Source organism: uncultured Dysgonomonas sp. (assembly GCF_900079725.1).
In the GTDB taxonomy this organism is placed as follows: Bacteria; Bacteroidota; Bacteroidia; order Bacteroidales; family Dysgonomonadaceae; genus Dysgonomonas.
The window spans coordinates 276,688-292,783 of the sequence record NZ_LT599032.1 but is presented as its reverse complement, the minus strand read 5'-3'; the positions used below and the strand labels follow the sequence as shown (position 1 = coordinate 292,783).

The 16,096-nt window shown below is 39.2% G+C and carries 13 protein-coding genes and 1 pseudogene; 7 read left to right on the top strand and 7 right to left on the bottom strand.

The window, feature by feature from the left end:
• Positions 1 to 559: 559 nt before the first annotated feature.
• Together QZL88_RS01180 and QZL88_RS01175 are read right to left on the bottom strand one after the other, a co-directional pair.
• A complete protein-coding gene (locus QZL88_RS01180) occupies positions 560 to 1,075 on the bottom strand; it encodes a 5'(3')-deoxyribonucleotidase (RefSeq protein WP_296938098.1) in 516 nt (171 codons plus the stop codon).
• A 35-nt stretch (positions 1,076 to 1,110) separates the two neighbouring features.
• Positions 1,111 to 2,121 carry a pirin family protein gene (locus QZL88_RS01175; RefSeq protein WP_296938096.1) on the bottom strand — a complete coding sequence of 337 codons (1,011 nt, stop codon included), beginning with the start codon at positions 2,119 to 2,121 and terminating at the stop codon, positions 1,111 to 1,113.
• 202 nt (positions 2,122 to 2,323) lie between these two features.
• Here QZL88_RS01175 and QZL88_RS01170 point away from each other — a divergent pair, with 202 nt between their 5' ends.
• The 4 genes from QZL88_RS01170 to QZL88_RS01155 all read left to right on the top strand — a co-directional run bounded on the left by QZL88_RS01170 (position 2,324) and on the right by QZL88_RS01155 (position 5,117).
• Positions 2,324 to 3,199 (top strand): hypothetical protein, encoded by an 876-nt coding sequence (locus QZL88_RS01170; protein ID WP_296938094.1) that lies wholly within the window; start codon positions 2,324 to 2,326, stop codon positions 3,197 to 3,199.
• 278 nt (positions 3,200 to 3,477) lie between these two features.
• Positions 3,478 to 4,047 (top strand): DUF5698 domain-containing protein, encoded by a 570-nt coding sequence (locus QZL88_RS01165; RefSeq protein ID WP_296938093.1) that lies wholly within the window; start codon positions 3,478 to 3,480, stop codon positions 4,045 to 4,047.
• A gap of 10 nt (positions 4,048 to 4,057) precedes the next feature.
• On the top strand, positions 4,058 to 4,684 hold the full coding sequence (locus QZL88_RS01160; RefSeq protein ID WP_296938091.1) for a methyltransferase domain-containing protein: 627 nt from the start codon (positions 4,058 to 4,060) through the stop codon (positions 4,682 to 4,684).
• A gap of 70 nt (positions 4,685 to 4,754) precedes the next feature.
• Positions 4,755 to 5,117, top strand: a complete 363-nt coding sequence (locus QZL88_RS01155; RefSeq protein ID WP_296938089.1) for an MmcQ/YjbR family DNA-binding protein — start codon at positions 4,755 to 4,757, stop codon at positions 5,115 to 5,117.
• Between the two features lie 211 nt (positions 5,118 to 5,328).
• Here the strand turns inward: QZL88_RS01155 and QZL88_RS01150 are convergent, their stop codons facing one another.
• The 4 genes from QZL88_RS01150 to QZL88_RS01135 all read right to left on the bottom strand — a co-directional run bounded on the left by QZL88_RS01150 (position 5,329) and on the right by QZL88_RS01135 (position 9,885).
• Positions 5,329 to 6,915, bottom strand: coding sequence for a carboxypeptidase-like regulatory domain-containing protein (locus QZL88_RS01150; RefSeq protein WP_296938087.1), 1,587 nt, complete (start codon positions 6,913 to 6,915; stop codon positions 5,329 to 5,331).
• 135 nt (positions 6,916 to 7,050) lie between these two features.
• Entirely contained in the window at positions 7,051 to 7,911 is an 861-nt protein-coding gene (locus QZL88_RS01145; RefSeq protein WP_296938085.1) for a FecR domain-containing protein, read from the bottom strand.
• A complete protein-coding gene (locus tag QZL88_RS01140) occupies positions 7,908 to 8,459 on the bottom strand; it encodes an RNA polymerase sigma-70 factor (protein ID WP_296938083.1) in 552 nt (183 codons plus the stop codon). Before QZL88_RS01140 ends, QZL88_RS01145 begins: the two co-directional genes overlap by 4 nt.
• A 163-nt stretch (positions 8,460 to 8,622) precedes the next feature.
• A complete protein-coding gene (locus QZL88_RS01135; protein WP_296938081.1) occupies positions 8,623 to 9,885 on the bottom strand; it encodes a carboxypeptidase-like regulatory domain-containing protein in 1,263 nt (420 codons plus the stop codon).
• A 321-nt stretch (positions 9,886 to 10,206) separates the two neighbouring features.
• On the opposite strand from QZL88_RS01135, the gene QZL88_RS01130 reads away from it, so the two are divergent.
• A complete protein-coding gene (locus QZL88_RS01130; protein WP_296938079.1) occupies positions 10,207 to 10,944 on the top strand; it encodes an SIMPL domain-containing protein in 738 nt (245 codons plus the stop codon).
• A 159-nt stretch (positions 10,945 to 11,103) separates the two neighbouring features.
• Positions 11,104 to 11,223: pseudogene (locus QZL88_RS21180) on the top strand (transposase); the annotation flags it as partial.
• Positions 11,224 to 11,417: 194 nt separating this feature from the next.
• On the opposite strand, the gene QZL88_RS01125 reads toward QZL88_RS21180, so the two are convergent.
• A complete protein-coding gene (locus QZL88_RS01125; RefSeq protein ID WP_296938077.1) occupies positions 11,418 to 11,849 on the bottom strand; it encodes a hypothetical protein in 432 nt (143 codons plus the stop codon).
• Positions 11,850 to 12,312: 463 nt separating this feature from the next.
• Between QZL88_RS01125 and dnaE the strand changes: the two genes are divergently transcribed.
• Positions 12,313 to 16,062, top strand: a complete 3,750-nt coding sequence (gene dnaE, locus QZL88_RS01120) for a DNA polymerase III subunit alpha (protein ID WP_296938075.1) — start codon at positions 12,313 to 12,315, stop codon at positions 16,060 to 16,062.
• Positions 16,063 to 16,096: the final 34 nt, after the last annotated feature.

The following is a 16,096-nucleotide window of genomic DNA, read 5'->3' as shown; positions in this document are numbered from 1 at the left end:
AGCCCCCGATATTCTTGCCAAATTGTATGCCGATAGGGGTGAGTTGGAAATTGATATGCAAATTACTATTTTTATCCGTAGTATTATCGTTACCTGTAAATTTTTGTTCGTAGATGGTGGCTCCTGTACCAAATAGTCCATAAAGTGCCAGGTTTTTCTTATTCAGGTATTTAACCTTTCCTTCGGCGGCAAAGGTATAATAATTCCTATTAAATTCTCCTGTTCTATTGCCCTTAAAATATGCGTCAGATTTTCCATTTTCGTAGAGAAAAGTCCCGCCAAGAGAAAGTCTTTCGGTAATACTGTATTTGTATCCAATGTGGAATGCACCGCTGTAAGTGTCGTCTGATGAGGTTGTTCCAACTGTGATGCCTCATACTATAATATCAGTCAAGGCATCCAGCAGTTCACTTGTAGTGCCCATACCGTAACCTAAAGTAATCTCGTGCCTACTCCTCTGTTGTGCGGAAAGGCTTGCAGATAAACAGCATGTAAGAAGAATCGCTATTATTGGTTTTTTCATAAATTTTGTATTATAGGTTTCTAATCCTAAAATTGCTTATAGTATACTCACTACTTCATTCCAGTTATTAGCCCTTATATGCCTCCCATTATCCATCTTTGCATTGTGCGGCTGCGTAAATAATACCGTTTTTCCTTCAAAGTAGTCAAGGTTTTTGAAGTGGTCGTCGAGCATAATATCTCCTTTTACTGAATCCTTTTTGCCGCAAAAAATCATCTGTTCCCATGTTATGAACGGGTAATGCTCGTTGAGCCAGTACAGTTTTTCACTCAGGCTGTCAGGAAATTCAGTTGCCGAGGATACTATCAGCATGTTGTATTTGTCGTTCAGGTATTTCAATCCTTCCACGCTTCCCTCTATAGTGGGCGCATTGCGAAAAAATCCTTTTGTACGTACATATTTTTCAGCATAGGCAAATGCTTTCATTTCCAATACCCCTTCCAGATCCTTCAAAGATTGTTTTATACCCAGCTCCTCAAACTCGAGTTTGAGAAACTGGGAATATACGTCGGCCAGTACGCCGTCCATGTCTACTAATAGTTGCTGTTTCATTTTTTGTTATTGTATAGTTTATTCTTTCAAAAATCTCAAGGTTTCTCCACTTGTTTGCCATTCTCATAATCGGCAAAACGTCCGTCTCCACTTTTATTTACAGGCCCGGGGCTATACCATTGCCACCCGCCGAAGTGTGTAGCCTCATAGTCGGCAACTGCCTGTTCTATTTCATTTCGGGTATTCATCACAAAAGGGCCATATGTCGCTACCGACTCACGGATCGGCTCACCTTCAAGTAGTAATAACCGACTTTCGATTGTGCCGTTCTTCAATACGATATTTTCATTCCCGTTAAGTTCGGCACAATGGTTTACAGTAAGCTGTTGCCCTTCTATGTCCATTTCACTACCTTCATAGAGGTAAAGCATACGGTTGAGTGTTGGCGATGCCTTCGGAATGGTGATTTCTGCTTCCGGCTGCATCGTTATCAGCCATATGTTTACATGATTATCTTTATTATAAGCCCAGGATGCAGGCAAGGGGTCGGGCGATTGTATATTTTTATAGTTTCCGGCTATCACTTTTATGTTGCTTATATGTCCATTTGCGTCCTTTTCCTCTATAACGGGGATTTGCTCGTTCCAAAGCATTTTATAAGCAGGGGTTGCAAATTTATCTTTTCGGGGCAGGTTGAGCCAGATCTGAAAGAGTTCCATCGGATTATCTTCGGTTTCGGATAGTATGGGAAACATCTCGGAATGCTGAATACCGGCTCCCGCCGTCATCCACTGTACATCGCCCTGTCCGTAACGGCCTTTAGAGCCTTTGGAGTCGAAATGGTCAACAAAACCCTCTGTTACTACCGTTATTGTCTCAAATCCGCGGTGAGGATGAACAGGAAATCCCGGGACAGTGTCACCATAATACATACGCCACGGGGCATTGTGGTCGAAGTCTTCACCGATTCTCCGGCTTTCGAGATAATAAGCGGGTTCCATTTTTCCGTTTCCTTTCGGGAAAAGATCTTTGTGATGGAAACATACAATAAAGGGATTTTTTACTTGTAACTGAAATTCCATTTCTTCTATTTTTATTACTTTCATATAGCTGAATTTTCGTTTATATTTATCAGAAAGGAGGGAATGAGATACATTGGTAGCTGTAAAAAAAGAATGTAAATGTAATATATCTAAAAACTACCCGTTCTTCTGTTCTGTAAAGTAACAGATTTTATGTCCTCTAACATTTTAACAAATATACGAAATAATACCTATATTTGCTCCTTCTAATATAGATTTGCTCATTATGAAACATCTATTTTTTGTCCTTTTACTCTCCTTTGGTCTCTCGTCATATGCTCAGGAAACGGAAAATAAAGTGCGAGCCGAATCGCTGGCTGCAATGGCTGTAGGTAAGGAAGCCGAAGGTGGTAGTATGGACGAAATATCAGCTATATTGGAAGAAGCAGTAAAGGCCGCTCCTTCGCACGCCGATCTATATGCCATATGGGGCTTTTTGGCTATGAAGCGTGCCGAGAAAGATTCCGACACGGGATTGTATGAAATGAGCTTCGAGAAGTTCAATAAATCTGTACAGCTAAAACAATCGCCCGAAGTGTACGGGCTGTGGGCAGGAGCACTTATCTTCTACGCCAACCTTAAAAAAGACGACAGCGTGTATGAAGAATGCTTCGACAAATTGCAGAAGGCAGTAGATGTGAATCCCCGTTTCATACAGGCTTATCTGGTCTGGGGACAAACTTTGCTGAAGTTGGCTATGGACAAAAATGATGCAGAACTTTACAAGCAGTCTATTGAGAAATATAATAAGGTGCTGGAACTGGATACTAATTCGCTTGATGCTAATACGGGAAAGGGGTTTGCATGTTTGCGTTTGGGGAAAATGGAGAAAGATCACACTAAATACGGGGAAGAGCTGGTATCATCGTACTTGAAGGCAGAACAACAAGGAAGCCAATCGGCTGCCTATAATCTGGCATGTTACTATTCCCTTGCTAAAGAAAAAGAAGAAGCTCACAAATGGCTCGAGAAATCTATTGTAAAGCAATATCCCATAAAAATGGATGTGTTGGACAAAAAACGTATCGAAGCCGATGAGGATTTCAATAATATCCGTCGCGACAAGAAATATAAGGAAATATTAACCACATATTTTAATTAGAAAATAGGCTAATTACTGATTGCTGTAAATGAAAAGGATAAGGCTGCATCCATCCCGGTGCAGCCTTATCTTTTAATCCAAACCTTATATTAACCTAAAATACCTATGCGATTGTATTATAAAAGAATAATTGTATACTGCAAAATAAGGTATTTGAATCCACATTGTAAATGTAAAATAGTACAATGGTATAGAAATATTGGCTTATACGGCGATTATTCCGTATCTTTATAGTTGCAGATGCTCTTATATATTCTTACCCGTAAAAGCTGTATATCATGTTTACAATTTTCGAAACTTACCCCTGGCTATTGCCCCTGATGATTTTTTTCGGCCGTATTTGTGATGTAACCCTTGGTACCTTACGTATCATTTTCGTATCGAAAGGTGAAAGATATAAGGCTCCTATCGTGGGTTTCTTCGAAGTATTCATCTGGGTGGTAATTATATCTCAGATATTTGCTCATGCCAACAGTATCATAGCATATGTGGCCTATGCTGCCGGATACGCTGCCGGGAACTATGTGGGAATATTGGTTGAGAACCGTATCGCATTCGGCTATCAGCTATTGAGAGTGTATACAAAGAAAGATGTTCCGGAATTGATAAAAGATCTCAATAAACAAAATATAGGGGCAACCTTCGTAAAAGGTGAAGGTGCCGTCTCTCAGGTACATATTATTGAGATAGTTATCAGCCGTAAGTCTCTCGATGAAGTGGTGGCAATGATTACCCGCTTCGATGCTGATGCATTCTATCTGGTAGAAGATATCCGCTATAAGAAGAAAGGTATATTCGCCATGAACAAATGGAGTAACAGAACAATTGCTGCCAGTAAGAGAAAATGAGCAGAACAACATGGAGAAGAATAAATTATATAAGTTCTGGGACAGGGTATCCGGCTGGAGCAAAGCAGAGAGCGCCTCGAACTCTGCCTTGGTAAAATGCATAAACAGTAAATTCGGAATACATATCAAGCCTGATGATACCGTTCTTGATTTCGGATGCGGAACAGGAACAATAACTCTCCGCATAGCGAGAAATGCGAATAAAGTATATGGGGTAGACATATCCGGAGGAATGTTGGAACGGGCAGAAATAAACCGGAAAAATCAAAATATAGGTAATGCCTTTTTCTTTAAAATAACAATATTGGACGAGATGTTTCATGGTGTTCTTTTTCAGGTTATTACCACCTTTAACGTTTTACAATATATAGAAAACAGAAATGCATTATTTAAGCGGTTTTACAAGTTACTGGAGCCGCAAGGAACGTTGATTGTCGCAGTTCCCTGTTTTGGTAATATGAACTCTCTTTCCATTTTATTAGTGAAACTTTTGAGGTTTATTCGTATTATACCCGAAACTTATTATTTTAGTATTGATGAAATTGAGAAAGAAATAACCGGCGCCGGCTTAAATATTATAGAACGTATTAATTTGTCGGATTTACCGGAGTGGCTGATTGTTGCAAGGAAAATATAGATTACTAATACGTCTGTTTGCATGTGTCTTTTTACGGTTTCTTGAATAGAAGCATTTTAGTAATGATTTTATGAATATTGAAGAATTTAGGGAATATTGCCTATCAATAAAGGGATGTAGCGAATCGTTACCTTTTCTGGGACATAATGTTTTGGTTTTTAAAGTGATGGGCAAAATGTTTACATATATTCCATTGCAACCTAAAGATGGCATATTTAGAGCTGATCTTAAATGTGATCCCGAAAAATCAATTGAGCTGCGTGAAAAATACGAAGGGGTAACCGAAACCGATTTCAAAACTCCTTTGTGGAATCTGGTGACACTCGAAAGCGATGTCCCTGACCAGTTGATCAGGGATTTAATTCAACATTCGGTAGATGAAGTGATAAAAAAACTTCCCAAAAAGAAACGGGATGAATATCTCGGATTATAATTATTGAAGATAACGAAAGGTGTATCTTGATCTTTTTTGATTGGTATAGAAAAAAGATCAGGGGCTGCCGTTTCTTTTCAAACACGGTCAACCCCTATCTGGTCTGGGCTTGTATTATTTGTTACTCCGTAATCTCAAACTTTGTTCTTATAGATTGACGGGAATATGAAATAAAAAGCTGCACCGGATAGTATTTATTTACATTATAAGTTTAATCTTCGCTTGAAGTAGTTTCGGTAATCTCGTTCAGACTGTTGAGTATCGTTTCTTTCAGTTTTTCTTCGGGCAGGATAATATTGAAATGTCCCCAAAAATTTCTGTCGTACCGATATTTTGTATCCGACAATATTTTGTGAGGTGATAAGCGGTCTCTCCGGCTAAATCCTTTTACATTTTCAGTCTCTGTTTTACAGTTTACCATTTCGAACCACAGATGGAGCGGGGCACTGAACCATCGGTTCTTTTTCCTGACTTTGAATTTAAGATCACCTCTTACATGGCTTACATAATATTTGCCATCGTCGGCAGGGCGGTACGAAACAATGTATTTTACCTCTTGCAAAGTCAGCTTTATATTTGGCGCCAACCGTTCTATATACCAGTTGGTAGCTTTATACACATATTTCGGGTTTACTTCGAAACGGGCTTCTACCAGTGCATAATTCTCCGCATCTATATATAGTTGCCCTTTGAATAGAGGTTCATCATTATAGGGTAGCTGTTCAAATGAAATAACATTGACCCGCCTATTGTCGATCACGCTGATATCAGTATGCGTATATTGGTATGGCGAACCATTTTGGAAATTGAGGAAGTCCGGCGATTCTTTTATTATATCCAGTGTAAGACTTGAATAAACTCCCGATTTCATTTTGGTGAATAATGTATCTTCTGTTTGCCGGTTTACGATACGGCGCATTTTTATCAATTTGGTCTGGTCGTTTCTAACATTGCTTTTGTAGCCTGTTTTATATATCTGGATTACCGATTCGGTAAGGTCTATATTCTTGTTCTTATATTCGGTTCCTTCGCGGTAAAATGTAGTCATATACACTGGTTTGGACGAATAGTTCTTTTCTGCCTGCTCTTCCATCTTTTGGAGTACATCTAATGGATTTACCACCCGTATTACGATTTCCTGCAATGATATTATTTTAGGGTCGAGCGATATTCTTACATGTTGGTTTTCGAGTAAAGATGCTTCTATCTCCTGATTCTGATACCCCACATGCGAAAATTTCACTATGGACTGCTGTAGTGAATCGGGTATTGTAAGTTGAAATTCGCCATTCTGATTGGTAATTGTCCCTATAGTAGTGAAATTGATGCTTACCGACGCATAAATGACAGGCTCATCGGTGATGCGGTCATATAATATGCCGCTAATTTTCAGGTGTTTGCCTTCGGGTGTGGTTTTTACTTGTTCCGGAGCTGTTGACTGTACCGCTTTTATTCGTTTTACATCATTGTCTTTTCTCAACAGGATATGGTTGCCTACAATATTTATTCTTAGCGTATTGTCTTCGGTGATGGCATAAATAGCTTCACGGACGGTATATTTGCCTTTCTTTAACTTTACTACCTTATCGTTGTCTATTATCTGGCTGTCGTATATGAATAAATAGCCCGACTGATCCGATACCTGTTTCAGCAACTGGTATATAGTTCCTTTGCTTTTCGACAGTTTTACTTCGCGGCTAAGCACGCTCCCGTCCTCTGCCTGTAATGCTGTTATTATAAATAGGAATAATAACAAGGCAGAAAAACGATGAAATGCATTTTCAACCGCTTTTTCCATATGTTTGGTATCAGATTAATTATATTTCGAAACGTCAATATTTTATATATTCCTGAAAAATCGAAATACTATTTATAATTATTTGCCGCTGGCTCTTCTTTGTTATTCTTATGCTATATTCTACTTGTCTGATTCCTAGTTTTTAATGTCCTCTATCGTAATAATATTATCCGATTGTGTATATTTCAGATTCAAAGCCAGACATATCAATTCGGCCATTGTAGCCGGTGTATTGTCTGAGAATGTCACGGTGAGTAATCTGTCTCCGAGATGAGGAGAAACACTTAATTGAGTAGATTCCGAATTCATATTTATGATACGGATCACATCAGTCAGCCGTTCGTCTTTGAAATGGATCTGTTTCAGATAACCGTCAAATTTCCCTTTGTCGGGTGATATTGTTTTTTGCAGGTTGTCAGAATCCAGCAATACTGTTTCGCCCGCTTTTACATGAGTACTTTGGCCACTTTGCTTCAAAGTCACTTTTACTTCCCCGTGTTTTACCGATAGAGAGAATGAATCTTTGTCTTTACTTACTACATTGAATGCAGTACCCAATACTTCTATCCGGGCGTTTGCGGTTTCGATGAAGAACGGGCGTTCGCGGTTTTTACTGATTTCGAAAAACGCATCTCCCTGCATCGACACCTTTCTGCGATCTTTTTCGAAATGAACCGGGTATTCGATAGATGTCTGTTGGTTGAGATAAACGACAGATCCGTCTTCGAGTGTAGTGACCAGGGTGGGTGCATTTTCTTCGTTGTGCAACGTATACATTTTCAGATCACCTGTATTCATATTGCGGATAACCAGTGCGGAAATGATACAGATGCATGCCACGGCAGCAACTGCAATCCATTTCATTGCTGTAGAATGTAATACGCCCCGTTTAGGTTTGTTGTCCGTGGCGGGTAGTAATCCGTCTTCATCGAAACGCTTATACAATGCGTTCCATGCATCGTCGGTCACTCTATCGTTTTTTACTTTCAAAGTCATATTATATGTGTATATTTTTCTATTTCCTGTCGTAGCAGCCGGTATACTTTTGTCATCTCGGCCTCTATTGTCTTCACCGATACGGAAAGGGTTTCGGCTATTTCCTTATATTTTTTGCCCTCCATGCGGTGCATCCTGAATATTTTCAGTCTGCGGTCGGGTAATTGTTTCAGGGTGCGGTTTATCACTTCTTCCAGCTCCTTGTATTCGAGTTGCTGATGGGGTGTCGTATCCTGTTCTTCTTTTTCTTTCGACAGTACTTTTTTTCTGTGTCGCTCCTGTACACTGAGGTGTTCCAGATATTGCAGCGATTGGTTATGCACTGCTCCATAGAGGTAATTCTTTACCGAGCGCAGAATTTGGATGTTATCCCTGTCTTTCCACCATACGTAGAATAGTTCCTGCACGATTTCTTCTGCTACATCTTTGCGTCCGGTTATGCTTAATCCGTACAGGCAAAGAGGGGCATAGTATTGGCGGAAGACTCCTTCGAAAGCCTTTATATCCCCCTCTTTTATTTTTTTCAGTACGAATAAGTCGTTAATCATAATTTATCCGGTTCAGTATTTCAAAGTTAAGCGGAAAATTAAGAATGAATGATTAAGAATGAATAATTAACAATTAAGAATGAGAAGTGTAATAAATAGATAAGCTATCGATTACAAGTCGCTTGTGCCATTATTAACTCTTAATTATTCATTCTTAATTATTTTAATTCTGTTGTTTTCTCAACTTAGAGACTGCGTTTTCCAATGATTCGGTAGGCTCTATGATATTATAATCTTCCCAGAAGTTAGGGTCGTAAAAATTCTGTACCTTTTCAGATAATACCTGATTTTGCCCGAATGATTGTTTAAAAGGAATTTTGTTTATATTTCCACTTTTGCGGTCGGTCACTACCATTTCAGAAACGATAGTATAGCCGGTAGAGAACAGGCGGCGTTTCAGGTCACATTTAAACTTTACTTCACTCCATACATAGTTCAGGTAGCTTCTTCCGTTTTGCTGCTTATATGTTACCAGAAATGATACTTCTTCGGGTTTGAAATGCATCTTGAACGGTTTCTTTCTCAATATTGCCTGTGTGGCCTTATTCTTGTCATCCATGCTGAGACTGAATTCGGCGCGGGAGAATGTCAGGCTTTGCTTATCTATATAGAGTTTGCCGTAGTGCAGTGCATATGGAAGTACAACCTGCGGATTGAAACTGACCACATAATGAGGACGTTCGTCTATCATAACCGATTCTTCCATAGTGTATCTATATATACCCAGTGCATTTATATCCAGAAACAATTCCGGATTTTTTACCACGTCCATAAATGTAGAAAGATTTGGCCCTCCCTGAAACTTTACGATCAGTGTATCGTTTGGCTTCGGGCTTATCAGTTTTCGCCCTTTGTAGACCTGCACTCTATCGCCCGCAATGTCTTGCGTATAAGGCGTCTTATATATATCTAGTATTGCCTCCGATATATTTATATAGTTTCGTCTCTTCCTTATCGTTTCGCGATAGAAGCCTGTAAGCATATTTACTTCTGCACTATTGTTGTCTCCGATTTTATGGATAGCTTCTTCTATCAGTTTTTGGGCGTCAACAGCTTGTACTACAACATCTTTCAGTAGATTTACATTCGGGGTGAGGTATATAGTTACTTCATGTCCTATGTCTTCACTATTGATAGGGAACTTCATGTTGCGGTATCCAATGTGTGATATCTCCAGTGTTTTAGCTTCCAGCGCATTGCTGAGTTTGATAGAGAATACGCCATCAGTATTGGTTATAGTACCGATATTGGTTCCCGGAACGGAAATGCTGACATATTCAAGTTTCTTATTCGAGTTCTTGTCCTTCACTACACCACTTATAGTAACGTAGTTTGCCGACATATTCTGTGCCTGTAATGGAATACATGCAACGGATATGAGAACGGCAAGGATCAGTTGTGCGGTTTTTAAGTATATTGTTTTCATAACAGTATTGATTAAATAATGAATAATAACCGGTTTCTACTTATATGATTGGTTAGACAAGAAAAACCCTAGAGAAAAATAGAAAAAAATGAAAAATTAGAGATAGTTTTTATTTTCAGGTTCAATTTGTGTCGCCTTAACCCCGGACTACCACTGAAAAGTAAAAAACGGTATCATCAGCTCAAACTCTATTTACAGAACATCCACACCCATTCGTTTACTGTTGTTTGCCAATTCAAAACAGTAGTTCACCCATTTAGGGAAAATAGGTGAGGCTTTTCTTTTTATTTTTGATTCAAGTAAAATTAAAAAATTAAAAATATGAAAAAGATTATGATGTTGACAGCATTGTTATGCGCATCCTTTATGGTTTATTCCCAAACAAGTGAAGATCCGAAAATCCCTTTTATAGAAGTTGTAGGAAGTGCCGAAATGGAAGTTGAGCCCGACGAGATCAGATTGTCGGTAATAATCGGTAACTATGTCGGTGCTAAAAAGGTACGTGATAATGTCTCTCTCGATGAGGCAGATCGTAAATTGAGATCTATCCTTTCGGAAGTCGGCGTTAAGGATAATCAGATAATATTGAAAGATGCAGCCACTAATAATTATTGGGTATATTACTGGCAAACGCAGAAGCATATGGACGAAGCGCGGGTAGAAAAGAAATATGAAATCGTACTTACCACTACCGGTCAGTTGGACAGATTACTAAACCTCATACCGGGGCCCAAAGAGGGCTTTATAAAAGTAAATATTGCAGAACTTAAAAATAAAGATATCACCGAATATCGCAAACAAGTGAAAATAATGGCGATAAAAGCAGCTCAGGAAAAAGCCGGATACCTATTGGAAAGCGTAGGCAATAAAGCCGGACGTCCGATCTATGTTTTGGAAATGGATGAAGAAAATGTAATGAGACCACAACCACATCAGGAACGTTTTTATATGAGCAATACTCTGATGTTAAATGAGGACGCGAATAATGATGCCGATGCTTCCCAAATGCAAAAAATCAAGTTAGCATATAAGATTAAAGCCCGTTTCGAGATATTATAAATTTGTAATTTATGCGAATCAATAGTTGAAGCTGCTCGCTGATTTATTTAGTTAAAATATTAGTTATCAATAAAATAAGTATGTCAAATGTTTTCTAATCTCCTGAAAATCATCAAATTAAAGGAATATTACCTCACATTTCTTTAACCATGATTCCCATTCAATTGGTTGAATGAACATACTAAAATTCAAAGAGCGCACAAAGTCAGATCAACATCTGGACTTTTAGTACATACGATGGGCAAAATTGCCATCGCTTTTATTTATCTAATTTTTTAAATACTGATTCGCATTAGATATTAATAGTTATGGATACGATAAATTTGAGTACTCCTTTGATATTTGAAAAAAGGGTGTATCAAAAATCATTTGATTCACCCCTTCTCATTTGTCCTTATTCTACAATTATTGTAAAACGAACATAGTTTCTTCTTACATTAAATAAATCTTCGTTTCTTTAGAAATACTCTGATTTATGGAAGAACAGTGCCTGTAACCGGAATATCCAGCGTCAGAACTGCAGGAGGTAACAGCGGTAGAGGTACCTCTACACTAACCTCTAGAGATTCATTTAAAGCACCAGGCGCAATAATTATAATATCAAGCTCTCCATCATTAAATATCCAATCGGTAACTCCTGTCGGGAGAGCAACGACATCTCCTTGCCTAATACGAATTTTCGCCCCAGTCGACTTGACTTGCATACTTGCAATATTAGGTGTAAGAATTCCCAGATTCAAAAACTTAAGGTCTAATTGAATAGGTATTACATCTCCTACATGGACAGTTCCCAAATTGAAGGATTGCACACTGGATGTTAATTGAAGACCAGCCTGTGCGTGAGCATTCTGTGCTGTAAACGCCATTGCAAGAAGTACAACAGCCGAAAAAAGAAACTTTTTCATTTTAATTAAGATTTAATTGTAAGTATTAGTTAAAAAACACTAGTTTAATACAACTCACGAATATCTTTTGTTCTACAGAATATCGACATTAACATTCTCTTTATTTATTTTAAAACAAAAGGAAGATCAAAATGATAAACGCACAATAAAAACAATGAAACAGTAATATTTTATCAGTTTAAGCTCTTTCTTCTTGGAATCATAACTATCAGGCAATCGGGATTGTTCTTTTAAGTTAATTATTTCCAGTATATTGAGTAAATATTTAGCACTTTTATTTTATTGATAATTTATGTTTCAACTAAAAATATGCTTGCAGTTTTAACTACTGATTCGCTCAATTAATAGAGATTAATTATTCCAATCTTTAAAAATCCTTACTTGTTGAAAACTGCCAATCGTTTTCCTTGAGAAGAGTTCCTATTTATTGTAACTTTACAGATTGTGAAAAAGCAGAAGAGATATGAATAATTTTGTACACTTACATGTCCATTCCCAATATTCGATGTTGGATGGGCAGGCCAGCATACCGAATCTTGTGAATAAAGCCATTGCCGACGGAATGAAGGCAATAGCCCTTACCGACCATGGAGCCATGTTTGGGGTAAAGGAGTTTTTTAATTATGTAAAAAAGAAGAACGGTAAATACGACAGTGCCATTAAGGAACTGAAAGCTCAGATAAAGGACCTGGAAAAAGATCCGGAAGGGGGAAACGGTGATCAGATCGGTGAATTGAAAATAAAGATACAGCAGGAGGAAGCTAAAAAGTTTAAACCAATTATTGGTTGCGAATGTTATGTAGCCCGCCGTCACAGGACGCTGAAAGAAGGTAAACCAGATATGAGCGGCTGGCATCTTGTGGTACTGGCCAAAAATTTGAAAGGATATAAAAATCTTATCAAAATGGTATCTCATAGCTGGACAGAAGGCTATTACATGCGTCCGCGTATAGATAAGGAACTACTCGAAAAATATCATGAAGGACTGATTGTCTCTACAGCTTGTTTAGGTGGTGAGATACCCAAAAAGATACAAGCCGGAGATGTGGAGGAAACAGAAAAGGCACTACAATGGTTTAAGAATCTTTTTGGTGCAGATTTCTATCTAGAACTTCAGCGCCATAAGGCTAATCGTCCTGATGCAAATATCGAAGCCTATCCTTTGCAGCAAAAGGTTAATGCCGAATTGCTGAAACTAGGTGAGAAATTTGGTGTAAAAGTGATTGCTACCAATGATGTCCACTTTGTGGAAGAAGAGGATGCCGATGCTCACGACCGCCTTATTTGTCTGAGTACAGGTAAGGACTTCGACGATCCTAAGCGGATGCGTTATACCAAGCAGGAATGGTTGAAGACAACGGCGGAAATGAACCAGTTATTCTCGGACCATCCCGAAGTACTGGAAAATACATTGGAGATTGCCGATAAGGTACAGTTCTATTCCATTGATTCCGATGCTTTGATGCCATTCTTTACCATCGATGCATCCTTTGGAACGGAAGAAGGATATAAAATAATGTACAGCGAGGAAGATCTCATAATCGAATTCGGAGAGAAGGCATATAAGCGTCTCGGCGGATACGATAAAGTAATCCGCATCAAGCTGGAATCGGACTATCTGAAACATCTGACGATGATAGGAGCCGACAAGCGTTATGGGAAAGATAGGGATGCCGAAACGGTAGAACGACTCGATTTTGAGCTGGATGTAATGAAAACGATGGGATTTCCCGGTTACTTTCTTATTGTACAGGACTTTATTGCAGCTGCGCGCGAGATGGGTGTGGCTGTCGGACCCGGGCGTGGCTCTGCTGCCGGTTCGGCGGTAGCTTATTGTCTGGGGATTACAGATATAGACCCGATAAAATACGATTTGCTGTTTGAGCGTTTTCTTAATCCCGACCGTATATCCATGCCCGATATCGACATCGATTTTGATGATGACGGACGTGGGAAGGTCTTGAAATGGGTAACGGAAAAATACGGGCAGGAGCGTGTGGCACATATCATTACCTATGGTACTATGGCTACTAAGTCGGCTATAAAGGATGTTGCACGCGTGCAAAAATTACCATTGTCGGAGTCGAACCGATTGGCGAAGTTCGTTCCCGACCGTATCCCTGATAAGAAAAAGGTGACACTGCGCGATGCCATAGAATATGTTCCCGAACTGAAAGAAGCGGCGAACAGCCATGATCCCGTGATGCGCGATACGCTCAAATATGCGCAGATGCTCGAAGGCAATGTGCGTAATACGGGCGTGCATGCCTGTGGTATCATCATCGGGCAGCAGGATATATCCGACATTGTACCGGTGAGTACGGCCGAAGATAAGGAAACGGGCGAGAATATGCTTGTTACCCAGTATGAAGGTACGGTAATTGAAGAGACTGGGCTTATCAAAATGGACTTTCTCGGGCTAAAAACACTCTCTATCATCAAGGAGGCTATTGATAACATAAAACATACTACTGGTGAGACTATCAATATAGATACTATATCGCTCGAGGATCCAAAAACATACGAGCTATATAGTCAGGGTAAAACAACAGGTACATTCCAGTTCGAGTCGGCCGGTATGCAAAAATACCTAAAACAGTTGCAACCGAGTAAGTTTGAAGACTTGATAGCGATGAATGCTCTCTATCGTCCGGGTCCTATGGATTATATTCCTTCGTTTATTGCCCGCAAGCACGGGCAGGAAGAAATAGCTTACGATATCCCGATTATGGAGCGTTATCTGAACGATACTTATGGCATTACCGTGTATCAGGAGCAGGTCATGCTCTTGTCGCGTTTGTTGGCCGACTTTACGCGTGGACAATCCGACGAGTTGCGTAAGGCAATGGGTAAAAAGCTCATTGATAAGATGAATGCCCTGAAAGAAAAATTCATTGCCGGCGGCACTAAAAACGGACACGATAAGAAAACACTTGATAAAATATGGGCCGACTGGGAAAAATTTGCATCATATGCGTTCAATAAGTCCCATGCAACCTGTTACTCGTGGGTAGCTTATCAGACAGCGTGGCTGAAAGCCAATTATCCATCGGAATATATGGCTGCCGTACTTTCTCGAAACTTATCTAATATCACTGAAATCACGAAGTTCATGGACGAATGTAAAGCCATGAGCATGAATGTGCTTGGCCCAGATGTAAATGAGTCTTACCTGAAGTTCTCGGTAAACAAGGAAGGTGATATACGCTTTGGACTAGCTGCTGTAAAAGGAGTAGGAGAGGGTGCTGTAATGAATATTATAGAAGAACGTGAAAAGAATGGCCCATTTAAAGATATATTCGATTTTGTAGAACGTGTCAACCTGAGCTCTTGTAACCGTAAGAATGTAGAATCCCTGGCCTTAGCCGGTGCTTTTGATAATTTTCCGGAAGTAAGCCGTGAGCAGTTTTTCGGAGTTAATGGTAAAGGTGAACAGTTTATAGATATGCTTATCCGTTATGGAAATAAATACCAGCTGGATAAGAATACAGCAGCCAACTCACTGTTTGGGGGAGATACATCATTTGATATAGCACATCCTGAAATACCTAAAGTAGAGAAATGGTCGGATCTGGAGCGTCTGAATAAAGAACGTGAGTTGATAGGGATATACCTTTCGGCACATCCGCTCGATGAATATAAGATAGTACTCAATTATGTATGTAATGTGGGCATGTCGGAAATTGAAGATAAGGATGCTTTGAAAAATAAAGAGGTGACTCTGGGCGGGCTGGTATCGGCTGTGAGGGAAGGGATTACCAAGAACGGAAAGCCGTTTATGATTATTCGCATCGAGGATTTCACGGGAAGCGGTGAACTGCCTTTGTTTGGTGATGACTATATCAACTTTGGAAAATATGGGCGTCTTGGACTATATGTATATATCAAAGGGCGCGTACAACCACGGAAATTTGATCAGACTCAGTTTGAGTTTAAAATATTTTCGATACAGCTATTACCAGATGTAAAAGACCGACTGATAGAGAAGTTAACGATTACTTTACCACTGCATGATATGAATACGCAGATGGTGGAAGAGCTGTCTACTTTAACAAAAAACAATCCGGGTAATTCATTGTTATATTTTCAGGTAGTTGATGGTGAACGAAATATGAAAGTAGATTTGTTTTCAAGAAGTTTTAAAATAAATGTTAAGCAGGAACTTATTGATTATCTGGTGGAAAACGAAAATATTGTATTTAAAGTAAATTGAAGCCTTTCATATTCTAAATAGATTAATTACCTTT